Source organism: Raoultibacter timonensis (genome assembly GCF_022845715.1).
GTDB lineage: Bacteria > Actinomycetota > Coriobacteriia > Coriobacteriales > Eggerthellaceae > Raoultibacter > Raoultibacter timonensis.
The window spans coordinates 185,684-211,873 of the sequence record NZ_AP025564.1; the positions used below are offsets into that span (position 1 = coordinate 185,684).

The 26,190-nt window shown below is 60.1% G+C and carries 11 protein-coding genes; 6 read left to right on the plus strand and 5 right to left on the minus strand.

Going from position 1 to position 26,190, the window contains the following annotated elements:
- Nucleotides 1-235: 235 nt before the first annotated feature.
- Together MWL89_RS00625 and MWL89_RS00630 are read left to right on the plus strand one after the other, a co-directional pair.
- Nucleotides 236-775, plus strand: a complete 540-nt coding sequence (locus tag MWL89_RS00625; RefSeq protein WP_102379402.1) for an RrF2 family transcriptional regulator — start codon at nt 236-238, stop codon at nt 773-775.
- 459 nt (nt 776-1,234) lie between these two features.
- Complete coding sequence (locus MWL89_RS00630; protein WP_244411331.1) at nt 1,235-14,029, plus strand: InlB B-repeat-containing protein; 12,795 nt, start codon at nt 1,235-1,237, stop codon at nt 14,027-14,029.
- Between the two features lie 296 nt (nt 14,030-14,325).
- Here MWL89_RS00630 and MWL89_RS00635 read toward each other — a convergent pair whose 3' ends face one another.
- A complete protein-coding gene (locus MWL89_RS00635) occupies nt 14,326-16,008 on the minus strand; it encodes an FAD-dependent oxidoreductase (protein ID WP_244411332.1) in 1,683 nt (560 codons plus the stop codon).
- Nucleotides 16,009-16,230: 222 nt separating this feature from the next.
- Between MWL89_RS00635 and MWL89_RS00640 the strand changes: the two genes are divergently transcribed.
- A complete protein-coding gene (locus MWL89_RS00640; protein WP_244411333.1) occupies nt 16,231-17,685 on the plus strand; it encodes a response regulator transcription factor in 1,455 nt (484 codons plus the stop codon).
- Between the two features lie 187 nt (nt 17,686-17,872).
- Here MWL89_RS00640 and MWL89_RS00645 read toward each other — a convergent pair whose 3' ends face one another.
- From MWL89_RS00645 to MWL89_RS00660, 4 genes are all read right to left on the minus strand, one after another.
- Nucleotides 17,873-19,252, minus strand: coding sequence for an NRAMP family divalent metal transporter (locus tag MWL89_RS00645; RefSeq protein WP_244411334.1), 1,380 nt, complete (start codon nt 19,250-19,252; stop codon nt 17,873-17,875).
- Between the two features lie 3 nt (nt 19,253-19,255).
- The gene (locus tag MWL89_RS00650; protein WP_244411335.1) at nt 19,256-20,608 is read right to left on the minus strand and encodes a magnesium transporter; all 1,353 of its coding nucleotides are present in this window, start codon (nt 20,606-20,608) and stop codon (nt 19,256-19,258) included.
- A gap of 512 nt (nt 20,609-21,120) precedes the next feature.
- Nucleotides 21,121-21,516 carry a response regulator transcription factor gene (locus tag MWL89_RS00655; protein ID WP_244411336.1) on the minus strand — a complete coding sequence of 132 codons (396 nt, stop codon included), beginning with the start codon at nt 21,514-21,516 and terminating at the stop codon, nt 21,121-21,123.
- A gap of 23 nt (nt 21,517-21,539) precedes the next feature.
- On the minus strand, nt 21,540-22,079 hold the full coding sequence (locus tag MWL89_RS00660; protein ID WP_244411337.1) for a hypothetical protein: 540 nt from the start codon (nt 22,077-22,079) through the stop codon (nt 21,540-21,542).
- A 259-nt stretch (nt 22,080-22,338) separates the two neighbouring features.
- Between MWL89_RS00660 and MWL89_RS00665 the strand changes: the two genes are divergently transcribed.
- The 3 genes from MWL89_RS00665 (at nt 22,339) to MWL89_RS00675 (ending at nt 26,105) form a co-directional block, all read left to right on the plus strand.
- The gene (locus tag MWL89_RS00665; RefSeq protein WP_244411338.1) at nt 22,339-23,586 is read left to right on the plus strand and encodes an agmatine deiminase family protein; all 1,248 of its coding nucleotides are present in this window, start codon (nt 22,339-22,341) and stop codon (nt 23,584-23,586) included.
- Nucleotides 23,587-23,697: 111 nt separating this feature from the next.
- The gene (locus tag MWL89_RS00670) at nt 23,698-24,750 is read left to right on the plus strand and encodes an ornithine carbamoyltransferase (RefSeq protein ID WP_244411339.1); all 1,053 of its coding nucleotides are present in this window, start codon (nt 23,698-23,700) and stop codon (nt 24,748-24,750) included.
- A gap of 74 nt (nt 24,751-24,824) precedes the next feature.
- Complete coding sequence (locus MWL89_RS00675; RefSeq protein ID WP_244411340.1) at nt 24,825-26,105, plus strand: MFS transporter; 1,281 nt, start codon at nt 24,825-24,827, stop codon at nt 26,103-26,105.
- Nucleotides 26,106-26,190 lie beyond the last annotated feature (85 nt).

Sequence of the window (26,190 nt, forward strand, 5' to 3'; positions counted from 1 at the left end):
ACCGCAGGCCGGAGGGCAGTGCCGAAAGCACCCGCATCGAGGGTCTCGGATGGAAGGAAGAAGACGCTGCGGCGTCTTCCTTCATTTCAGGATAACGATTAGTGAAACGCTTATAGTTGGCGTTGTCGTGCAACCGAAACGAAAGCTCTTCCGCGCTCAGCGCGGAAACTGTGCCCGCCCGGGAAGAGGCGGTGCGCAACGGCCTAAGTCGGAAACGACAGAAAGTGGGGAAAGGATGCAGTTGAAAGCTTCTACGGATTACGGAATCCGCACCATCCTCTATTTAGCGGCGGAAAAAGACGTACGTTCCTCGAAGGAGATCGCCCGTGAAATGTCGATACCTCGAGATTACCTCATCCAGCTTGCGCAGCTGTTGCGTAACGCCGGCCTCATCGAGGCGAAGCCGGGCAAGCACGGTGGGTACGCTCTTGCGCGCGACGCATCCGATATCACGCTTCTCGAGGTCATCGCCGCTATGGAAGATGCCATCAAAGTAGAGGAGTGCTCGGGTGATCAAAACACCTGCGATCGCGATCCCGCTGATTGCAACCAGTTCTACCCGGAGGAGGATTCGTCGGGCAAGAGCGAGAACAGCGAAAAGGCATGCAAGGTGCGCCGCTCCTATGCGCTCATCCAGGAAAGCTTCAACGCGTACCTCAACAGCCTGACGGTCGACCTTCTGCTCGACTGTGCGCGCGAAGCGCATTGCAGCGTCGAGTATCTGTCGAAGAAGCTTTCTGAAGAAAGCAAACGGCTTTCTGCGATGGTGGCATAGCGAACAGCACCTGCGAACTGCGCAGGCAGATCGGCGGCTGCGAGCGGCTGTGAATAACGCCGCGAACCGAACGATTGCCGACCCCGGAAATATCCGGGGTCGGTTTCTTTTTCTGCAGAGTGTTTCACGTGAAACATCTGTTCGTTTTTTACGAAAAGTCTCTGTTTTAAAACGAGGAACCCAAACCTCGTATTTTCGCCTCTATTTGGTAGGAGAATTCATAACAAGTTCCATATACCAGTTCAACTAATGAATTTTTCCATACAAATACTGCCGCTGCGCTGAGAAAGTATTGTAATATCCTACCGACGAAGCTACAATTTCCCCACTTACGCAAGTTATTACATTGATACTGCGCTATCAAGTGAACGATAGATCAGACCGATCCGCGTCGACCACGAAGGCTCTGGGGGCTTGATCGTGATTCGGCGTGCGACGATCTTTCGAAGGGAGATTCCGATGGGCAAAGCTTCCGGGGGCATCGAGCATATCCAGGCTGCGAAACGGCGGGAAAAGGGAGGCGGGGTGCCCGCAATGCGCAAAGCGGTATCGCTGGCCCTGTCGATCCTGCTCGTAGTAACGTCGTTGGGGGTGCCGTCGTTTGCGTCAGCCGAACCGAGCGGGAGCGCTGCTCCAACGTCGACGGGCGAGGCATCCGCGATCGTTCCTCTGGCGAACGCCGCTGGCCCGCTTGTTGCGGACGCTTCGGGTGCGCAATCGGGCAATGGGCTCGCTGTGCTCCCGCAAACCGCGGGAGACTCGAATGGATCGGGCGGATCGGGCGAAGCGACGGCCGGCTCGACCGACGAAGCGGCTGGCAGTTCTGCCGAAGGCTCGTCTGACGGCGAAAGCGGAAACAGTTCGGACGACGGTGACACGGGCGGCGCAAGCGGAAGCGAAGGCGCCGAGGGTCCCGAGGGCGCAGGCGACGGTCTCGGCGAGGGAGCAGGCGCAGGCGATGTCGAAGCCGACGGGCTCGATGACGAAGCGGCCCTCGCCGCTGCGGCAGCCGCTGATGGCATCATCCCGCTTTCGGACAACAAGCTCATCTACTGGAACCCTTCCGACGTGCCGATCCGCGACCCCGACGATCAGCGCATCATCGCGGCTGCGGGCGACGATACGAACACAGGCGCAAGCGCCGATTACCCGGTGCTCACCTACGATCGCGTCCAAGAGCTCTTCCGCCTTACGACGGGGGCGACCGTCGTGGTCATGACCACCGTGCAGCTCGGATCGACAGCCACAAACGGCACGGTCATTGCGCCGCAGAACATGACCATCGACGGCATCGATCCCCAATCGACGCTCAACAACGATGTCACCTTCACGTTCTGGGACAAGACGGTCGAGGAGCTGTTCCTCGTGCCCGACGAGGGCGACGGATCGAGCGCGGCAACGCTCACCCTGAAGGACGTGAAGATCGTCGGCGATCCGGTGGTGGGTACGATGCGCATCATCGGAGGCATCGAAAACACGGGCGGTCAGCTCAACATCGGCCAGAACGTCAGCGTTGAAGGAGCGATCCAGACCGACCTCGACGATTGGGGCCGAAGCGATGCGGGCACAGGCGCCATCTACAACCCCTTGCAGCTCACGGCCACGCCGAACCCCGGCACCGTGTACACGCTGTACTACTCGGGCATCGCCGACAACCTGAACTACCAGTACGTCAACGTGGTCGAAACGACGGTCCCGGGACTCGATATCAAGCCGTACTTCCAGCTCAACAGTGGCAACACCGCATACAACTGGCAGCTCGTATACGACAACGAGGGCCCGACTTTGGCGGGCGACCCTGCTGGCGTGTTCGACATAACGAAGCTCGAGCTGTACTGCAGTTTCCAGTACGAAGCCATCTACCTGTCGGGCAAGGGCGACGACGAGAATTTCGGCGGCAACTGCCGCTTCCCGGTGAAGACGTTCGACCGTGCCAAGGAGCTGCTCGAGCACACGAACCTGCAAGGTCGCGGTGTCATCTACATCTGCGACACCGTGACGATCGACGGATCAGAAACCTGGTCGCTTCCTGTGGCCACCTTCCCCGATGCCAGGGTGATGATCTGCAGAGACCCCGACCACAAGCACAACGAATCCGCGCAGGCGGCAACGCTGACTTCGAACATGATCCGCGTTCCCGCGGGCGCGACGCTCACCACATCCGACATCACGATCCAGATGGACACATCGCCTTCGGCGGACAGCCGCACGGTGCTCGTGCAGCCAGGCGCGACGTTCAACATGGGCGACGGCACCCGCATACTCGGTTCCGAGACGACTTCGACAGCCGTTGTGGGTATCGGCGTTGATGTTCAGGGCGCAGCTGGCAAGAAGACGACGTTCACCATGACCGGCGGCGAGATCGGCTACCGTTCGCAGGGCGTGCGCATCAAGGGCGTGTCGTACCAGCCTGCAAACACCGTGTTTGCCATGTCGGGCGGCGCGGTTCTGAACAACTACCAGTACAGCCGCGGCGCTCCGATTTCCGGCGATTACGGAGCGGGCATATCCGTGGGCGATGCGACGGTGACGATCAGCGGCACGGCTTTGATCACGGGCAACCAGTCGTACAACACCTCGGGTTCGTCCTCGTCGACGTCCAGCCATGGCGGCGGACTGTATGCGAAAGGGGCATCCACCGTCACCATGTCGGGCGGCACGTTCGAGGCCAACAAGGCTACTGCGCGCTCGGGTGGCGGTGGAGCCGTGAGCCTGCATGAGAATGCAAAATTCATCATGACCGGCGGCACCATGAAGAGCAACCAGGTCGGCGAGTACGGTCTCGGCGGTGCCATTGCCGCGTACAAGTACAGCTCCGTCGACATTTCGGGAGGCGCGTTATTCGAATCGAATTACGGACGCAACGGCGGAGCTGTCTATGCTACCGACGATGCGAGCTTGCGCATTGCAGGCGCGACTTTCAAATCGAACACCGGAACCTACGCAGGTGCCGTCGGAACCGGCTCGACGGTTACCATGGATCTGACGGCGGCAACGTTCGATAGCAACAAAGCTGAATACGGCGGCGCGATCCACGGATCGAACATCAAGGCCATTGCTTCGTCTCCGGGCTCCATCGTGTTCACCTCAAACATCGCAACGCGCTACGGTGGAAACCTTTCGACGTACGAATCCCGGGGAGACGTTATCCTCGGGGGTGTCGTAATCGAGAAGGGTAGTGCCCCCCTCGGTGCGGGCATCCACACCGCCAGCGGCGTTCTCAAGCTGACCGACTGCACCATAACCGACAACGTAGCCACCGGTTCGGGCGGCGGTCTCTACGTGGCGGCGGGAACGGTAACCATGGACGGCGTAACGACGGTGGCGCGCAACGAGGCCGTTTCGGAAGGTGGCGGCATCTCGCTCCAGGGCGGCTCCTTCACCATGAAATCGGGCGACGTAACCGACAACCTGTGCACCGATGGTGCTTCTTCCAACGCGTATTTTGCCGACGAGGCCTATCTGCTCGGCGGGCGGTTCGGGGCGTCTGCGCCGACGACGGGCGGGGTGTTCGTAGACATCCCAGCGAACCATGCGCGCAAGGTGTACGTCGATGCGAACCAGCTCACGCTCGACAACAACAACTTCTTCTTGAACACGGCGCTCAGCCGCCTGCTCTTGCTCGATGCACCCGGCTCTTCGGTGAGTCTGCCCATCTCGGTCAACACCGAGGTGTTCGAAGTGGGATCGACGGTGGTCGAGCCGGTGGGATCGGTGACGGTTGCGGGGCAGACCTACGAACTCGAGGACGCCTCGCCCTATGTTGCGACGTTCGAGGGCGGCACCATTCCTCCTAAGACGACATTGGGCGGCTTCAACAAGAACATCATTCTCGTCGGCGAGGGCGTCTACGTCGACGGCATGGGCGGCAACGACGTTACCAACGGAGGCACGAGTCCCGACGATGCGGTTGCAACCTATGCGCGGGCCGAGCAGATTCTGCGTGAGCGCATCGCCGACGCCAACGCGGCGAGCGTTCCCGCCGCCCAGACGTTCGAGCCGTTCATCTACATATGCGGCGAGGTTCGCGTGATCGACGCGCAGGTGTGGTCGCTCGACTACCAGAACGACTCCGCGTACACCCAGCAGCACAAGGCGTACGATTCCGAATGGTTCCCGCAGGTCAAACGCTTTGCGAGCTACTACGGAACCATGGTGACCGCGCTTGGCGGCTCAGGAAGCCTGACGCTCGAGAACATCGTGGTCAACGGCATGGCCGAGGCGGTGAGCCCTGAGAACCCCAACGTCACCTCATCGACCGCCGGTGGCGTCGATGCGATCATCGACATCGATTTGGGCGCATCGGTCGTGCTCGACAGCGGCAGCGTCGTGTCCAACAACTTCCAATACGGCATCAGGATGAAAGGCCAGTCGTCGATCGTCATGCAGGGCGACAGCGTTTTGAGCAGCCACCGCAACGATGCCATCACCCTTACCGCAGGATCGACGGCGCGTCTGGCTGATCAGGCGCGTATCACCTGCGAGACGACATCGAACCTCGGTTATGCCGGGCGGGCGGGCGTTTCGGTATCAGGCTCGAACGGGCCGCTCATGAAGACCTCGGTGGGCATGGAAGACGAAAGCGTGATCGAGGCGAAAGGGTCGCTCGGCATCGAGGTGCTGGACGGCGCGAAAGCCGTTGTGGGAACGTCGTCCGATACCGATGCTTCCCATCCGACCATCATTGTCGATGGCGGCACGGGCATCTATGCGGCAAACGATGCCGAGGTGATCTTGCAGGGGTTTGCGCGCATCGAATCGATCACGGCGAAACGGGGCGTGGGCTACCATGCCGCAGGCGGATCCGATGCGATTGCGGGACCGAAGCTCACGGCGAAAGACGACGTGACGATCAGCGGGTTTTCCAGCGCCCTGCGATTCGGATCGAGCAAGGGTGCTTCGGCGGATCTCTCCGGACGGACGAAGATCGATCTCTCTCAGTTTGGCATCTATACGGGCGGGTCGGGCTCGCTCGCGTACACCGACCTCGCCGTCACGTTTACCGACGACGCCGGCATCGACTCGTGCGATCGAGGCGTGTTCATGGATCTGCGCGAAGCGGCGAGCGGTCCTGCCGCAAACGTGACGTTTTCTGGGGACAGTTACATCGACAACGCGACGAGCGGCCCTGCGTACGAGGATTATGCTTCGGGCACGAATTTGACGCTTTCCGACAACGCCCGCTTCTCGAACGGGCAGTCGCAGGGCGTGTACGTGAGGAGGGCAAGCGACATACCCTACTACACCGCCGGCACGATCACGCTGACCGATCAGGCGACGATCAGCGGGTACAAGAACAACGGCATATACATCACCGATTACACGACCGAGCGGCTCTCGGACTATGATATTGTCATGACCGGTTCGGCATCGATATCCGATAACGGGCAAAACGGCGTCCGGCTCGATCAGGGACCCACGCTCTCCATGGGGCCGGGCACCTCGATCCTGCGCAACAACCAGGGCGGCACGATAACGAAGGGCATGTCCATCTGGACGAAGGGCGCTCTGTTCATCGATGCCAACGCCGAGATCGACGATGAGACGTATCTGGCGTACGAGGGCAACATCATCACGCTGACCAACGAGCTCGGCACCCCGATCGACGAGCTGTCGGCGGGCAAGTTCAAACTCGCCTACATCCAGGCGTTCGTCGGCCATCGCGTTGTCGGGCCCGATGCGGCGCGCGGCGTGGCTGATGCGACCGACTATTACGACCTGTACCAGACGACCGACAACATCCCAAGGGATTACGGCATCGTGCACGGAACCGATGCCGACGAGACGTACATCGTGGTCATTCCGGGACGCGACGTGTATATCGCGGGCAACAACAGTTACGGTGTGGCAGCCGAGGGCGACGATGCGAACAACGGGGCAAGCCCGAGCACCCCGGTGCGCACGTTCGCGCGAGCGCTCGAGATATTGAAGACCCGTGAGAAGGGCGGCGATATCTACATCTGCAACTACATGGTCGAGCCGTACCTTGCCTCCAAGGGCATCAACGATCTTGATTGGAGCCTTCCGGAAGGCGGATTGTTCACCAACGACAAGGGCGATACGTGGCAGCCCTTGATCAAGCGTGAAGAGAACTACAAAGGCATACTGATCTCGGTTACCGCTACGCCGACGCCATTCGTTGCGGCCAATCTGACGTTCGATGATGCCAGGCCGGCGGTTCAGGATACCCGGCAGCAGATCATGACCGTGGACGGGCTTGGGGTCGCGAACCTCACGAATGTGGAATTCACCAACGCGATCACCCATTCATCCTACGGCGGTGTACTCAGCGTGGGTGCCACGGGAACGGTCACCATGAACGGGGGTGGCTTCAGGGATATCAGAACATCTAATTCTGCAGGCGGCAGCGCGTTTGTGATCAACAACGCCGGAACGCTGAGGATGAGTAACGTCGAGGTGACCGATGTGCATGTGACGGGTGTGGCACCGTTGTTCTCCAACCAGGGAACCATGAGCGTGACTGACTCGTCGATCCACGGCATCATCTCTGAGGGGACGAGATCATACTCGCTGATGGGCGGCCTGTTCCGGTCGGCTGGGGGAAGCCTGACGATCCACGACACGCACATTCGCGACAACCACTTGAGCACCGATTCCCAGGTGCAGGGCGGGCTGTTCTACATTTCGCAGTCTGCTTTCACGCTTTCAGGCACGACCGTTGTTGAGGACAACGTGGTCTCGCAGGTTGGCACGGGTTCAATCTACGGCGGACTGGTGTATCTTACCGCGTCGAACACGGTGGCGACCGATGCAACCATAGCTGGCGCGACCATTCGCAACAACGAGGTAAAGAATGAGGGTCAGCCGAACAATTCCTGGGTGTACGGAGCGGGCTTCCACCTTGCGGCGGCGAATGTCACGCTCACCATGAACGGCGGCTCCATCGAAGATACGGCGACCAACCTGCGCTACTTCCGCGGCGGCGCGGTGATGGTCGGCAACGGCACCTTCGTCATGGCCGACGGCACCATCGAGGGCAATGCAGCCACCTGGGGGCCGGCGGTGTACGTTGACAAGAACGGCGCTTTCACGCTTGCGGGCGGCACGATCAAGAACAATCGCACTGTTACCGGCGCCGAAGCGTCAAAGCAGAACGCGGCAATCTATGTCGATTCGCCGAACTTCACCCTCAAGGGCGGTCGCACGACCGTTGAAGACCGCATCTTCCTCACGACGCGCGACAACGCCATCACGCTTGCGGGCAGCATCTATCAGAAGGACCGCCTATACAAGGTTGACGTTCCCACAACGACCAGCCTGTCGTCAAGTCCGTTCAGGAAGGGCGATGCCGTGGTCGTGCCCGATGGCGACGTCATCCGAACGGCAACGGCGTACTACCGCTACTTCGAGGTGAGCGCTCCCGGTTTCGTGCTTGAGAAGCAGGCGCCGAACCTTGTGCTCAAGGCGTACATCTTCATGGACTCCACGACCTCGGTGCCTTCCGGGCAGCGCGACGGCGCAACGCCGGCAACGCCGTACCAGTCGTTTGCCGAGGCGAAGTCCAAGGAGCTTGCGGCTGGTAACGATCTGACGCATACCGTGTTCTTCGTCAGCGGCCCCATGATCGTGACGGGCAGCGAGACGTGGACGCTTTCCGAGGGTCTCATCGACACCGATGGCGACGGTATTGTCGAGATGACCTCGCGTATCATTCGCTATACGGGCTTCTCGCTGACTGGTACGGCGTATCCGGCCTACCTCGGCGAACTGGTTACGGTCGAGTCGGGCGGCTCGTTCGAGCTCACCGATATCGCCATCGACGGACGCCGCGACATCGACGAGATCACGGGCGGCTCGCTCGTGAAGGTCGAGTTGGGCGCCTCTTTCAATCTCGGTGTGAACGCGGCGCTTTCGCTCAACGACAACACCGACGGTTCCGCATCCGGGACGTACTACACCACGGGCGGCAAGGGCGGCGCCATCTTCAACGAGGGCACGACGACGATCGCTGACACCGCTGCGATCGCGCAGACCAAGGCGGGCAAGGGAGCGGCGATATACCAGAACGGCACGCTCACCATGCTGGCGGGTACTTCGTCGATCAGCGGATCGGTGTATCTGACCGGCACCAAGACGTCGGATGTCAGCGCGGGCTTCAGCTCGATCGTGAACGTCGAAGACGCCTACGTGCCCTCCGGCCAGCTTTCGATCGCGCTCGAGAACCCCTACAACCACCGCGAGGTGGTGGAGTATCCGGGCGGTTCTGTGCCGACAACCGCGCAGGCGGCCTACTTCGGGCTCGAACCCGACGTGGCCGCGCTGTTCAAGCTCGGCAACCGCAACCTTGCGGGCAACATCCTCGAACTCCAGCAGAAGGGCGTCGTCTACCTCGACGGCGTGAACGGGCTTCCCGGCAACAACGGCGAAACGCCCGACACGGCGGTCGACACGCTCGAGCACGCTTACGAGCTGCTCAAGGCCGCCGAGGCGTTCAGCCCCGACGGGTCGGGCGGCGGCGTCATCATCGTGGTCAACACGGTGACGGTGCAGCCGGGCGATTCCTTCTCGCTGACCAACAACGCGACCGACGAGCTGTCGGTGTACAACAAAGGCAAATCCGATGAGGTGGAAACCGCAGGCACGGTGTACATCCGCCGCTACGCCCAACCGACGGCGCACAACACGCTTGTCGGCTACACCGCGCCAACGCATTACGGCACGCTGTTCAACGTGGCCGGAACCTTCGAGTGCCAGGGCATGCCCTTCGACGGCCACAGCGAACCCTTCTCGGGTACCGCTCCCTTCGCTGCCGACGGCGTCGACGCGCTGGATCCGGTGATATCCGTGGCGGACGGCGGATCGTTTGCCGGTTCGTTTACGACGGTCGTCAACAACGACAACGTCGCAACGGACGGCAAGGGCGGTGCGGTACGCATCGAGCGGGGCGGAAGCGCGCTCTTGACGAACGCTTCGACCACCAACACGCAAGCCGACTTCGGCGATTCGATCTATCAGGCCGGCACGCTCGAGTTGGCGGGCGGCTACCTGGGTCTCACCGATGAAATCTACCTTGCAGGCACGGGCAGCACGTCCGCGCCGCAGAACAGCGCGTTCATTACGGCGCGCGAGCGCGGCATCATGAATTCGGGCGGCACGCCGTTTTCCATCACGCTCGAAGATGTGTACCGAGGTCGGCCGGTTGTAGAATACCCCGCAAGCGGTACGAACCCCGGTGCGACCGACAAGAAGCTGTACCGCCTTGAGGATCAGGTGAGCGCCGTGTACTCGCTTGGCAACCGCAGCGGAGCCGAAAACATGCTCGAGCTGCAGTTCGTTGCGGGCGTGTACGTCGACGGTGTAAACGGGTTGAACACGAACACGGGATTCGATCCCGAGAACGCAGTCGAAACGCTCTCGCAGGCCTACAAGGTTGCCGAGCAGGAGAACGCCGGCACGATCTACGTGGTGAACACCGTCACCATGGACGCTTCGGCGTACATCACCTCGACCTCGTACACGGCGGGGCTCATGGGCGATCCCGAGGAAACGGTGCTCACGGGCAACTCCATCACCATCGAGCGCTACTCGCGGCCTGACGCCTACGCGAGCCTTCCCGGCTTCGATAAGGAAAGCCATACGGGAACCCTCATCGAAGTGACGGGCGGCATGCTCGCGGTGGACGATCTCGTGATCGACGGCCACAAGAATCGTGTGGCAGGCTCTGATATCGGCCCGAAGGCAACCGCGAACGGCGTATCCGCCGAGGCTCCGCTCATCGCAACGAGCGGCAGCGGCAACCTCCAGCTCTACGGGGGAGCGGTGCTGCAGAACAACAAGAACGTCTCGACGACGGTGTTCGGCGGAGCGGTGTCCAACCGCGCGACCGTCCGATTCGAGGATGCGACGCTTGCGGGCAACGAGGCTGCGCGTGGATCGGGCGTTTACCACGACGGTGCGAAGTTCGAGCTTGCCAGCATCACCGATGCGAGCTTCGCAGGCCATGAGATCTATCTTGCCTCGGCTAACACGGGTACGTCGGAAACCCCCGTATGGGCCGACCGCGCCATCGAGGTGACGAAGGAGCTTCCCGGAGCCGTGTCGGGGACGGGTGCCCTGCTCGTCAACGTCGACCGTGCCGAGCGCACCCGCCCCATCGCCGAATTCGACGTTGGCACCTATGCAGGCTCGGTCGCCGCCGAACGCGAGCACTTCAAGCTCGGAGCCACGGTGCCCGCGAACCTCAAGATGGAACAGTCGCTCGTGTTCGCCGACACGATCGAGCTGCAGGATTGGATTTCGGTCGGAGTGACCAAGACGTGGGTGATGCCCACGGGTGCAAGCGCGGGTTCGCGCATCGAGTTCGAACTGCGCAACACCGACGAGGACGGCGACCAGACGACTAAGAGCGTGTGGGTGGACGTGCCCGCTCTCGGAAACCCGACCTGTTCGGACGGTACGGTCACGGTGAACGGCGACGGATCGTGGACGATCCAGGTGGGGCACGTGAGCGGCTACGAAAGCGCTTCGGGCTACACCGATCCGATCGCCTACGAGCTCGTCGAGACCAAGGTCGACAACACCGATGTGGCCGATACGCTCTGGAACCCCTCGGTAACGGGTTCTGCGGCGACGGGCTTCGCGCTGAAGAACGCTCAGAAGCTCACGATCGATTACGAGGCGAACGGGGCCGTAGGCGATGTGCCCGACGATCAGACCGTCGTGATGGGCTCTTCTGCGGCGGCGGCAGCAAACGATCAGACCGTACCGCTCGCCTATAGCGGCAAGGTGTTCGCAGGCTGGAACACGAAAGCCGACGGCACCGGCACCCATTACAAGGCGGGTGAGAGCATAACGCCTACCGATGACATGACGCTGTGGGCTATGTGGCTCGTGGCCAGTAAGACCTCGGCCAAGGAGCATACGGGCAATACCGATCTCAAACGCGGCGAAGAACTCACCTATACGATTGCAGTTACGCTGCCTGAAGATGCGACCGATCTCGTAATTTCCGATCTCGTACCGGCCGAGACCTCGTTCAAAGCGGGAAGCCTGCTTGTCAACGGGGCTGATGCGGGGCTTAAGGGAGCCTACAACGCGATCGATAAGAAGGTCACCTGGACCATCGGCACGCTTGCCAAGGACACGCAGCTCACGGTTTCGTTCACGGTGACGCTTGACGAGGATGCCGAGAGCGTAGCCGAGATTACCAACGTAGCCGACGTCGCGTACGGCGGATCGACCTACCAGACCAACCTGAAGAAGGATCCTGTGGGCACGTCGTACACGGTCACCTACCACGGCAACGGCTCCGATGAGGGCACGGCGCCGAGCGATCCGAACAATTACCTTCCGACCGAGCAGGTGGTTGTGCTCGGGCGCGCATCGCTTGCGAAGGACGGCTGGACGTTCGTCGGCTGGAACACCGCGGCCGACGGATCGGGTACGCACTATGCGCCTGCGGCAACGCTCAACCTGTCGGCGGACCTCGACCTGTATGCCATGTGGTCGCAGGCGGTGAAAACGTCGGCAAAGGAAAATGCAGATGACACCTACCTGCAGCCCGGCGAGCAGATATCCTACTCGATTGCGGTAACGGTGCCGATGGGCCTTGCGGGCGATCTGACGATCACCGATGTGGTTCCCGCGGGGCTTACCTACGACGTTGGCAGCGCCGGCGCGCAGGCCGTCTACACCGACGGCACGCGGAGCATCGTGTGGACCATAGGCGGCGTGAGCGCGGGCGAGGTGGTGACGGTTGGCTTCACAGCAACCGCCGATGCCGATATCGTTTCGGGAACGGCGCAGCTGCCGGTCAAGAACAAGGCCGCTATCGCGGCAACCGAGTGGGGCAGCTACGATTCCACGGAAACCAACGACACCGCTGCCCTGACCACGCAGGTAACCTACCACGGAAACGGTGCTACGGGCGGCACCGCGCCTGTCGACGAGGGCTACTACCTCGTCGACGCGGACGCCACGGTGCTCGACAACAAAGGCGCTCCCGCGCTCGTTGCCGACGGCATGCACTTCGCTGGATGGAACACCCAAGCGGACGGTACGGGCGCGCACTACGATGCGGGCGATGCGGCGGCTGTGCCCGAGGGCGGGCTCGACCTCTACGCCCAATGGCTCGGTATAGAGAAAAGCTCGGCGGAAGACGAGCCGACGGCGCCGCTTAAGCCGAATGAGAAGCTGCGCTACACCATCGAGGTTGCCGTTCCCGATGCCCAGGCGATCACTGTGTCCGATGCGGTGCCTGCGGGGACGTCCTATGAGGGAAGCAGCGCGAACATGGGAGGCCAGCTGGTTGGCGACGAGGTTGTCTGGACGCTCAATCCCAGCGGTCCCGGAACCATCACGCTCACCTTCGAAGTGATCGTCGATGCGGATGCGCAAACGGGTGCGCTCGTTGAGAACACCGCCGAGGTTATGGTGACAAGCGGGGCCTACGAATCGAACACCGTCGAAGACGAGGTGACCATCAACGAGTATCGGGTGCTCTACCGTGAAGGTGCGGCCGATACGGGCTCGGCTCCCGTCGATGCGGTCATCTACGACGACGACGAGGTCGCCACCGTGCTCGACAACGTCGGCACGCCCGATCTCATGACGCGTGCGCTGCTCGGCGACGGCTCGCCGCTCGCCAAGGAGAAATCGCACTTTGTTGGGTGGAACACCGAGCCCGACGGCACCGGCACCCATTTCAAGCCGGGCGATACGATTGCCATGCGCGGCGATGTGACGCTTCATGCGATGTGGATGGGCGTTGAGAAGACGGTAAACGTGGAAGAAGGCGAAGAGGTTAAGCCGGGTCAGGAGCTCGAGTACACGCTCAAGGTTGACCTGTCCGACCCGCTGGCGTTCGCGAGCGCGATGCTCGTCGATCCGGTGCCGGCCTCCGTGACGTACGTGGACGGCTCGGCCACCGAGGGCGGCGCCTACGATGCGGCGCGGCATGCGGTCGTATGGACCATCGATCCCGCAGCCGTCGGCGAAACCGTATATAGTTTCAAGGTCAGGGTGGACGCTTCGGCTCTGGGCGGCTCGGTCATTTCGAACACCGCGCTCGTATCTGCTGCGGGTGCGAACGGTATCGAGGCCGAGTACCGCTCGAACACCGTCGATGTTCGCATCGCGCCGCAAACGCCTGCGGGTATCGGCCTGATCTCGAACATCGTGCGCACGGGTGATCCGCTTGTTGTGACGGTGGTGCTCGTCGGCGCGATCGCGGCGCTTGCTCTTGCCCTGGGCGCTGCGGCCGCGCACAAGAAACGCAGGCGCGACATGAGGTAGTTGCAGGCGAGCCCCTGCGGCAGGCCGAGGCTTGTTGCAGGGGCGGACTGGTTATACTGGGGCCGCTGAAAGCTGTTTTTATTCTCAAAGCCAGACTAAGCAAAGCGGACTCTATCGATCTCGCGAGAACGAAAGAGTCCGCGCATTTTGCATCACACAAGTGAGCGGGCGTTCGTGCAAAAGGCTACGAGGCTTTGACGACGGAGTCTTTAGCCGACGGGTACCCGAACGCGGTGCGCTCCCGCGGAAGAAGCCTGTGCATGTCGTGCTCGTCTACGTACGCAGAGCCGTTTTTTCTAAAACTCTTCGTCCCATGTTCCGAGCATGTGCTTCACCGCAAGCATGCCGCCGGTCATTGCGTTGAGCTTGTTGCTGCCGAACGATTTCCATAGGTAGTGCGTTCCGCAGAGGCCGGCACGCACGTTGCCTGCGGCGTAAAGACCGCCGACCGGCTTCCATTCGGCGTTGAGAACCTGTCCGAATTTATTGGTCTGCAATCCCCCGTTGGCCCATTGCTTGAGCACGGGGCGCTTCATGCAGTAGAACGGCGGTTCGGTGATGGAGGTGTGGGCGAGAAACTCAGACTCGACTCCGAAATCGGCGTCGTAGCCGTTTTTGCAATTCTCGTTGTAGCGTTCTACCGTTTCGACAAATTGGGCGGTATCGAGGAAACCGACTTTCTCCGCCAGTTCTTCGAGCGAATCGGCTTTGAAAATGACCCCTTTCTCAACGCACTCTTCGAACAGCTCCGCATCTACAAGCTCGCCGTACTTGCTGTCGCATATTTGGTAGCCGGTGTGGTCGGGCTGCTTTACGTCGGCAAGGCATAGGATGCTCGTCGAATACCACTCGTCGTCGAGATTCTCGTTGGTGTAACGCACGCCTGCTATATTAACGCGAAGGAACGGGATGAGTCCCCATTTCGAGGGGGAGTACTCGTCGAACGTGAAGTCGTGCGGCCAACAGAGGCCGATGCAGTAGGGGCCTGTCTCCAGGGGAATGCCCGCCCACATGGCCATTTTGAGTCCGTCGCCCTGAGCTGTGTTGTAGGGGTTACGGGTTTGCAGGTCGCCCTTCATGATAGGCAGGAACGCCTCGATCATCTCGTCGTTGTGGTGGAAGTCGCCCGTCGCCATGAGGACGCCCTTCGAAGCGTTTGCCTTTACATAGGTGCCGTCTGATTTGAGGCCGTATGCGCCGGCTATGCTGCCGTCGTCGTTGACGATCAGTTGCTGCGCAGGTGTCGAATAGTATATCCGCGCCCCGTCGCTCTCTGCTTTGTCGGCTGCTACCTGCACGAATTTCGTGAACCCGTTATACACGCGCTTCTGCTCTTGCGTTTCCTCCGGATCGGGCCATACGTATACCATATGGGTAGCGTGCTCTCGCTCGTGGATTCCCTCGTCGATGACGCTGTCTGGTCCGCATTCGTAAGCCCAGACGTCTTTGCAGTATTCTGCGAACCAGTCGATCGCATTGCCCGAGCGATCCCAGATCGTTCCCGTAACCTCGCCGTTGTTCGAGCCTGCGCCCTGCACGGCGTAGTCTTTCCGAAGGGCGGCCGCATCGTAGACGATACCGTTTTCTTCGTCGTACTTCGTGTTGTACGCACCGCAGTAAGCCCCCTCTGCCTCAGCGGTCGAAGCAGCGTTGAACGTGACAACGTCGGCCCCCATGGCAGCCGCATATACGGTTGCAGTGAGACCAGCCGAACCGAGGCCGATCACGAGGATCTCGCAATCGACGGTTTCCGATACGTCGGCGTCGGCAACGGGCTCTGGCGGCACGGACCAGCTCCAGTGACCCGAACCGACGGTGTTTCCAGAGTTGCCGGCCGCTGCTGATTCGGCATTCGCTTTCTGTTCCGTCCCGTTGGCAGGCGAGCAGCCGGTTATGCCTGCTGCTGCGGCTCCGACCGCTGCCAGACCCGCTCCCGCGAGGAAGTTCCTTCTGCTGATGATGGTTCGCTTTCCCTCCATAATGATCCTTTCTTCTGGGTGTTTCGCAAAGCTGTTTCCTGTGTTCGGTGCGCTCGTTGCGCTGGGAGCAGCTCGAAGGACATGATGGGCTCATCTGGTCTTGAGCACGTCACTCGGGAGGGGGTAAACCGTAACCCCTAAGGGGGTATTTTCATCCGCGCGCAGCGTGTATTTGCTATGATTGCTCCCATGGGGAATGCCACGACATCAAAGGGGACTGCCATGCCGTACGAAGCGTGCCGTTTCGCGATGATCGTGTGCGGGAAAGCGTGCGCCCTGAGCGTTCTCATGATGTCGCTTTCAAACCAGTTCAGTATCGTGACCGGGCTTGACTATATGAATCCCTTCTCATTCGGCATCTGCGGCATCGTTGCGGTCGCTTTCTGCCTGCTGATTCGCCATATCAGCACCCATCGCGCGCGACTTGTTCTTGCCGGCATCGTTTTTGCCCTTGTCCTGGCTTGGTGCTTGCTGGTTGTTTACTTGAAATGGTTCGAACCGATTGCGTACGTTCCTTCGGAACTCGTGATGCTCTTCTATGCTGCGGCGGGGCGCATAGCGACGTTGTTCCTGAACATCCAGTGGAACTTCCATTACTCGCTCAACGAGGTGGGGGAGTCGGCACGGTCTGCTCTCGTGGCGGTGGCGATCGCCCTGGTCTTGTTCTTGGTTTCCACAACGGTTGGAAACGATGTTGCAACTGTCTTTCTCGTTGCAGCGCTCGTGACAAGCGGGGTGCTGAGCATTGCTGTAGAGTTCGCCGGCGAACGCGTCGTGCGATCGGATCATTCGGTGCAAGCCGTGGAGCGACGCGATGCCAAGGCTGCGGTTTCTGCCGAATCTCATTTCCGCACGCGCATACTGTATTTCGGAGCGCGTGTCCTGTACGGAATGGCCCTCGGCTTTATGGTCAGTGCCGTTGCCGCATATCCGCCGACGGGTGTGTCGTTTGCTCCCGTTGCGCTTATGATGGCGGCGATCGTTGCCATCGGCCTTATCGGTATGTGGCTGTATTTCCCTTCGGGAAAAGGCTCCCTGTTTCTCGTCGCGCAAGCGCCGGTCTTCGTTGCCCTGGCATGCGGGATCTGCTTCTACTCGGAGGGGCTTTCGGATATGGGGCTGATATTCGCGATGCTGGGGGAGGTGACGTGGACGATCCAGAACCTCTACCAGTTGCCTTCGTACCGCCGTATGACGGGCATGCGGGCGACTCATTTCGCCTATTACGAGTACGCCGCACAAGTCGTTCCTTTCTATTTCACGGCATGGTTCGTGTCGTCGAACTTGGCTGGTTTGGGCATAGTCGAGGGTTCCGAGCTTCCTGGTTCGATCGGGCTCGTTGTGCTCCTCGTTCTCATGGGGTATTCCATCGGGGCTGTGATCTGGCATACCACACGGTACCACCCCATTCGCGTTACCGGCGTTTCAGATGGCCCGTCTGTAAGCGACGGGGAGACGGGGATGCCATCGTCTGCGCTCAGCCTTCTGACGCCGAGGGAGCAAGAGGTGTTCGGCATGCTGGCGGAAGGATACAGCAGGCCGTATATAGCGAAGATGCTCTATATTTCAGTCGATACCGTGAAGGTTCATGTGAAGCATATCTACGCAAAGCTCGGCATCGGTTCCCAAGACGATCTTATCAGGATAGCCCGCGGAGAAGCGGCAACCAAGCGCTAGCCTTGCCGGGTACCGGTTCAGCATGCGCGACGAGCGCTGGATAGGCGGGCGGCGCATCGTTGCCGTCGTCGCCAAGGCTGCGCGCGCAGCAGATGCGATACCGCGGGGGCAATCGATCCGAAACGGTCGAGTTCGCTTGCGCGACGCGGCCTTGGGCGGTTCTCCCGTATGCTCTCGCGCTGCAGCGCTACACCGCCACGTCCCCGATGCCGAGCACCTGCATGACGAGGAGCGCCACGGTAAGCACGGTCACGATGGCCACCGTCGCCCAGATGAGGATGCGGGTGACGGGCTTGCTCTTGTAGGCGCCCATGACACGCTTGTCGGCGGCGATAATCGCCATGAACACGAGCAGCACCGGCAGGATGATGCCGTTGACGAACTGCGCCGTGAGCATGACGCCCAGAAGATCGATGTTCGGGATGATGACGACGGCGGCCGAGAAGATGATGACGAACGTGAGGATGCCCTTGAACAGCGGCGCTTCCTTCCACTTGAAGCTCACCCCAGCCTCCCAGCCGAACGCCTCGCAGATGACGAACGAGGTCGTAAGCGGGAGCACGCATGCGGCGAGAAACGATGCCGCGATGAGCCCGATGGCGAAGAGCGCCTCGGCGTACTGCCCCGCGAACGGCGCGAGCGCGTGGGCCGCGTCGGCAGCGCTTGTGATCTCGATTCCCTCGGGAAAGAGCGTTGCGCCCGTGGTCACGATGATGAACCAGGCCACGAGGCAGGCGGCCACGGTGCCCGATATCACATCGACTTTCTGCGAGAAGAAATCCTTCACGCCCACGCCCTTTTCTACCACGTTGCTCTGCGAGAAGAACATCATCCAGGGAGCGATGGTCGTGCCGATCATCGCGATGACGAGCGATATGAAACTCGTATCGTTCACCACATGGGGCACCACCGTCGAAAGCAGAGCTTCATCCCAGTTCGGCTTTGCCATGAACGCCGCGATGATGTAGGTGACGAACACGAGCGAGAGAATGAGGAACACCTTTTCGACGCGCTTGTAGCTGCCGCCTACCACAAGCAGCCATACGGCGATGGCGGCTATGGGCACCGAAATGAACTTCGACACGCCGAACATCTCCATGCCGCTGGCGATGCCTGCGAATTCGGAGAACGTGGTGGCCACGTTGCCGATGAGCAGTGCGAGCATGGCGAGTGCCGTAAGCCGGATACCGAATCGCTCGCGGATGAGCGCGGCGAACCCTTTGCCGGTGACGGCGCCCATGCGGGCGGCAGTCATCTGCACGACGGCAAGCAGCACGCACATGACGGGAATGACCCAGAGCGTCGCGAATCCGAACTTCGCTCCGACGGTCGAGTACGTTGAGATGCCGCCGGCATCGTTGCCGGCCATGGCGGTGATGATGCCAGGGCCCATCGCCGCAAGCAGAAGCCAGAGCTTGCTCGGCTTTTTCCCAGCGTGTTCGGTTGCGTTGGCGTCGTCGGTTGCTGTGAGGGGCGCGTCGGTCTGAGCCTTCGGGGAATCGATTCTTCCCATACGGAAGATGCCCCATTCCCGCGTCGTCTTATCGGAACGGTTCTTGGGCGTCATGGTCTAGCTCCAATCGTATCCTATGATCTGGAACAGGACCAGGGTGTACAGGGCCAATACGAGCACTGCGACGAGCGCGACGCCCGCAATCTTGAGGCCGAGCTTCTTCGCCTTGTCTCCGCTGACGTCCTCTTCGATGGCATCCCAGGCATCGTCGACCGTGACGATGCCGAGCAGGCTGCCGTGCTCGTCGACAACCGGCATGGCGGGTATGTCGTATTTGAAGATGTCGGCTGCAACGTCTTCTTCGGTTTCGTCGGGCGGCACGCTGATAATGTCTTCGTAGGCGACATCCTTGATGAGCGTTCTATCGTCGGTGAGCACGAGCGTGCGCAGCGAAAGCACGCCAACGAGCTTCTCGTAATCGTCGAGCACGTAGACGTAGTGGACGGTGGGGTGGTCCTCGTCGAGCTCGCGCAGGACCTCGATGGTTTCGCCGACCGTATAGGTTTCGGGAACGGCCACGTACTGGGTGGTCATCATGCCGCCTGCGGTGCCGTCCTTGTAGCCTAAGAGCCTGCGTATCTCGGTTGCGTCTTCGACGCCCATGAGGCGCAAGAGCGCTTCGGCTTTTTCGTAGGGAAGGTCGCGTACGATATCGGCTGCATCGTCCGGATCCATCTGGCCGAGCAGGCCCGCCGCGCGGGCTTCGTCGAGGTCTTCGATGAAATCGGCCTGGTATTCGTCTTCCATCTCGGAGATGGCCTCGGTTGCCTGCGCGTCGTCGAGGTGCTGGAATACGTTGGCGCGCTGCTGCGGATCGAGCTGCTCGAGGATGTCGGCAACGTCTGCGGGGTGCAACTCGTCAAGGCGCTTGTGCGTGACGGAAAGCTGCACCTCGGAGAGGTCGCGGTCCAAGAGATCCATGTAGTTCCAGGCGATGATCTGCTCGTCGATCTTCTTCCCGAAAAGCTTGGATACGGCAACCACCGCACGCTCGAGCCAGGGGGCGAGCCCTCGAAGGATGCCGCGGAAACCCACCTCGGCACCCAGCAGGCGCAGCTGCGATCCCGATTCGGAGAGCTTGAGATCGTTGACTCGAACGACCTTCATGCCCTGCGTGTCGACGATCTGGCGGTTCAGCAGATCGCGGGCGAGCAGGATCTCGTCGGGCTGCAGGTAGCTGAAGCGGATGTTGTGGCTTTCGACGCCGAGCGTGATGCCGTCCTCGTCGAACTCCTCGACGTACTTGCGCCACGAGATCATGAACGGCGTCTTGCCGGGACCTAAGAAGGCTAGGCTGGTGATGCGGGGGAATACCTCGCCGGTTGAGATGGCGAGATCGGCGATGGTGCCGATTTTCTCGCCGGTTGAGTCGACCACAGGGCGGCCGAGCATTTGTGACAAATAGAGCATGCTTTTCCCTTACCGTTTCGGCATCGGTATCCGTCGCATCGTAACCATGGAAAAACGCGCAGGTCAAACTGTGCGTTTATAGGATGTGTCGCGTACCGATGTTTTTGTCGCAGTCGTCCTTCGACTGCCGACAAGGGAAGTCGAAGGCTAATTACTGTGAGGTTTCGGTTTTCGAACCTTCAAGTAACTTCCTTTCCTTTAAGCAATAAAAAAGCCGCACGTGCTGGGTTTTACCAATCGTTGCGGACATGGCCTGTTCAAAGGCACCGTTGATAATAGGGGAATTTAGCAAGCCCGTCAACCGTTATGTGTCGGACGGTTCATCCGTCCCGATGAAGGCGAGCGGATCATCGTAGCCGATATCGCCGAAGCCCTGCCACGATTGGGTGAGTGAAGCTTCGAGCAATCCCTCGTCCCGTATACCGTCTGCGCTTTCGTGCCGTTCTATCTGACGGCGGTGAATCTCGATGGCTGCGGCTTTGGCTATCGGCCCGGCTCCCGCCTTCCATCCGCTAAGATTCCGACCAGAACTTCTCGATCAGCTGGCCCCGGTTCGCCGTGCCGGTCTTCTCGAATATATGATGGGTATGGGTTTTTATCGTGCCCACCGAAACCTGAAGATGCGAAGCGATGCGCTGGTTGTCCATGCCGTCTAGCACAAGAACGAGAATCTCCTCCTCGCGAGAAGAAAGCCCGTAACGATGCGAAAAGTACGAGGAAGCCTCACGCGTTCGATGCTGATCGGCTGTTGCATACGCATCGTTGCGCTTCAATTCCAGCATCCGCAGAGCGCTGCGAATAGCATAGCCGATCGCGCACAGGCAGAGCGCGATCTCGAAAATGTTGCGCCGATAGAGAAACTCCGTCAAGAAGATGTTGTGGAGGTCGGGTTCTTTGACGAGCAGCATAACCACCGCATCCTCCAAGAAGATCAAAACCACCAATACGGTGAACACGAGGACGTAAGGGCTTTGCGGCGATACCGGATTTTTTCCGGCGCAGAATCGACGGTTAGATAGCGCAGCCAGAAAAAGATGCTGCCTCCGAGAAGGAAAAACTGCCGCAGGCTGTAGAGAACCCATTTGCGCATGGCGTCATCGATGCCCGGTGCCGCATAGAACAAAAGCGAGATGGCGGTAAACCCGAGGACGGGACCGTATTTCCACTGCCAGCGATTCTCGTTGGTGAAATCGAGTATTACCAGCCACAAAGACTGGCAAAGCGCCGCCCCGAACACGATATGGGAAAACGGATCCTCCATGGCACCCCATTCCGCATTGAAGGGAAGGTTTTGGGTCAGGTACTCGTTGTAGAGGATAAGCGCCTGCTCCACTCCGTATATGGCAGAAAAGGTTCCCAAATATGCCAAGGTTTTCTTGCGTGAAGCGATGTAGGCGGAGATTGCCATGAAGGACGACGCGATGCAGGCAGCGACAAGGCAGATAGCGATGGAGTATGTTGCGGCGGCCATACGTGCTCCATTTTCTGTTGAGCGCTGTTCTAGCACTGCAGTTCTACGCAAGAAGAGCGAGCCTGTATAAATGCGATCGCTCATTCTAGTACTTATGGCCGATCTTGGGCAATAACATACGGGTTTATTCCGGTTGATATTTCGTCAGCGGGAAAATCAACCCGGTTCTATCTTCGCAAACGGACTCGCACGGCATAGAGTTCGCGGCAATGGGCGTCTGAAAAGAAGGACGCCGTCCTTTACATACGTAGGAGGAAACATGGCTAGTGCATTTAGATATCCGGGCGAATTCGAGCCGCAAACCGATGTCTTCGTGGAATGGCTTCCTTACGGCGAACCCATCAAAGGGTTCGATGCCTTGAAGCCGGTGACCGAGGTGGTCCGCAACCTTATCGAATACGGTGATGTGCAAGTGCACGTCAATTGCTGTCCCATGGTTGAGGGTTTGGAGCAGAACTGCAAGGAAACCCTTTCAGGTGCAGGAGTGGATGTCGAGAAGATCGACTTCACCCAGTATCCCGAAGATCCCAATTCCTTCTATTTCCGCGACAACGGCCCCAACGTCATGGTGGACGACCAGGGACACGCGTTGGTGGTAAACCCGAGCTGGAGCTTCTACGGGCGTTACGAGAAAAACGAAGGATTGCGCGACCTCTCCCGTAAGATCGGCGTGCACTCCGCCGTCGGTCTGGGCTGCTACGATATCATCAGCTCCGATATGGTCTCCGAGGGCGGCGACCGCGAGTTCGACGGTGCCGGCGTGCTGATGTGCATCGAAGATACCGAGGTGCGCAAGCGCAATCCCGGTTTTACCTGCGATCAGGTGGAAGAAGAGTTCAAGCGCATCTGGAACGTGGAAAAGATCATCTGGCTGCCCCAGCCTCTCTACGATGACGACGATTTCCGCATGGCTCCGCTCGACTACATGGAAGACGGAACCCCTATCGTGGGTGCCAGCTTCGCCGCTCATACCGACGAGATGTGCCGCTTCGTAGCTCGCGATACCATACTTTTGGCCGAGGTGACCGAAGAGGAAGCGGCCGAGAACGCCATCTCCGCCGAGAACAAGCGTCGTCTCGATGCCGCCTACGAGGTGGTTTCCAAGGCCACCGACGTCGATGGCAATCCCTACAAGATCCTGCGCATCCCGGCATCCGCTCACATCCAGTACGTGCAGCGCCCCGGCGACGACCTGTACGACTACTACCATGAGCTGGTGGGCGACGCCTTCATGGACGGCACCCCTTGGCCTGAGGACGAGTTGCACCTGTTCGGTGCTACCAGCTATTGCAACTTCCTCGTATGCAACGGCATCGTGTTGGGTCAGCGCTACTGGCAGGAGGGCATGGACGAGGCCATTCGCGAGAAGGACCAGCAGGCGGAAGCCGCGCTGCAGGCGGCCTTCCCCGACCGCAAGGTGGTCATGCTCGATTCGCTGGCCCTCAACATGGCTGGTGGCGGCATCCACTGCTGGACGAAAAACGTCTTCGTTCCCAAGGCGGAATAGCTCGTTCTGCTTTCGGAAGGCGGAGTGCATTCGTCCCGGTAAACAGAGGCGCTTCGCCGCTCGCCCCTTGTACGTTTTACCCAATCAACCGCTTCAAGAAAGGATCTCATCATGGGAAACCCTATACTCGGAAAAGACTTCATCAATCTGCGCGACTATACTCCCGAGCAGTTCCGCTATCTGTTGGATCTGGCTCATGAGCTGAAGGCGGAAAAACGCGCAGGCATCGATCAGCGCCGCTTCGTGAACAAAGACGTCATCGCCCAGTTCGAATGGGGCAGCACCCGCACGCGCTGCGCCTTCGAGACTTCCTGCCACGATTTGGGCCTCGGCTTCACCTATCTGTCGAATTCCCACGTGGGCGTGCAGGAGACCGTCAAGGATACCATTCGCGTGTTCAACGAGATGTACGACGCCATCGTGTGGCGTTCCCAGGGCCCCGAGAAATTCATGTACCAGATCGCCGAGTACGCAACCATCCCGGTCATCAACGCTCTGACCACCGAAGACCATCCCACCCAGATGCTGGCGGATGCCATGACGCTCGAAGAGCTCTGGGGCGGTGCGGGCTCTTGCAAGGGAAAGAAGCTGGCCTACACCGGCGCTTGCGCGATCTCCCCCCTGTGGTACGGCCGCATGTGCGCGCTTCTGGGCATGGACTGCTACGCCATCGGCCCCGATCTGTACGACCATAAGATGCTGCCCGAGTACGTCGAGGAGCTCGAGGGATTGTTCGCCAAGTGGGCGCCCGAGAACAAACTGGTCGTTTCCGACGACGTGAACCTGCTCAAGGGCATGGACATCGTGACCACCGAAGAATGGGAGTACACCACCTCCAACACCGGCGACGACCATGGCTACAATGCCTGGATGTCGTATGCGAAGGATCTCATCCCGTACCGTCTTACAAGCGAACTCATGGAAGTGGTCGACAATCCGGACTGCGTGGTGCTGCACATGCTGCCCTCTCTGCATAACGCCGACCATTCTCTGGGTCAGCAGCTGCTCGCGGAGGCTCCGGACGAGGAATCCAAGAAGATCATCACCGAGGGTATGGAGATTTCCGACGAGCTGTTCGAGAAGCATGCGGCGGAGATTTTCCGCGAGGCCGGCAACCGCCAGCACACCATCAAAGCCGTGCTCGCGGCGACGATGGGCATCTAGCTCTGCTCGTTTGCAGAGATGCAAGGGGCCCTCTTTCCGACCGAAAGCGGGCCCCCTTTCGAAAGGATCCTTCCATGGACATCAAGAAAAACAACAGGCGCGCTTGGCTCACCGTATTGGGCTGCGGCATGCTCATCTCCGGCTCGGTGACGTTCTACACCGTTGTCATCGGCAACTTCTTCGTCCCCGCAGCCGCTGCGCTCGGGTCGGATTACTCTAACATCTCCCTGTACTCCACCTTGGTCTACATCGGTATCGCCTGCGGCCTTCCCTTTGTGGGCAACTGGCTACCGAAGATTCCCCCTATCGGCATCGCTGTCTTCGCTGCGTTGCAGTCGATTGTGGTCGCCGTTCTATCGTTCAGCCAGAGCGTGGTATGGTGGTGGATCGGCGGCTGGCTCATCGGCGTGGGTATGGCTTTCACCAGCATCGTGGTCGTTTCTACCGTTCTCACGAACTGGTTCTCTAAAAAGACCGGCTTTGCGATCGGCCTCGCCTGGGCGCTTGCCAGTGTAGCTTCGGCCATCATGAGCCCCATCACCGTCTCTCTCATGGAGATGATGGACTGGCGCATGAGCCTGCTCGTTTTCGCCATCGTCGGCGCTGTGCTTGCGGTCCCCGCTGCTCTGTTCCTGGTTTCCTACAGCCCGGAGAAGAAGGGCATGAAGCCCTACGGCTACAACCCGAATGCTTCTGTCGAGGAGGTTGCGGAATCCGGCGTTTCAGCCAGGCGCGCCGTGCGCTCGCTCGCCTTCGTGCTGGTTGCGCTGGCCTTAGCGCTCACCCAGATCGTTTCGGTCATCAACGCCTATTTCCCCATGTATGCGGAAAGCGTGGGATTCGCCCCTGCCGTCGGCGCCATTATGATTTCCGTCGCTCTCATATTCGATATAGTTCTGAACCCCGTTATCGGTATGACCATCGATAGGTTCGGCGCCATCAAAGCGTTTGTGGCCTGGTCATGCGTCGGCATCCTCTCGATGCTCATCCTCATGGTGAGCGCCGGCAACGAGATCATCGCCTATCTGGGTGCCGGCTTGGGCGACACCCTGTACGTGCTGTTGGGCGTAGGTATCGCTTCGGTCGCCTCCACCGTGTTCGGCACCAAGGACTACGGCAAGATCTTCGCGTACATTACCATCTTCGGGTTCGCAGCCGGCTCCGTAGGCGGTTTCATCATCGCTTCGCTGTACGAGGGTACCGGCTCCTTCGAAGCGGTGTTCATCTTCTGCATCGTCACCGTTGTGGTCATTATGGCGGCTGTTATCGGTGCTGGCATCAGCGGCAGGAAGCTGCTTCATACGGCTGAACCGGCCGAAACGGTCGCGGAAGGCGAACTGGTACCTGAACCGTAGAATCCGGTTGCCCATACCGGCGAACAGTATCCGAAAGAACGCTGGATGGTCATGACCCGATCCAGCGTTCTTGATTTTGAGAAAG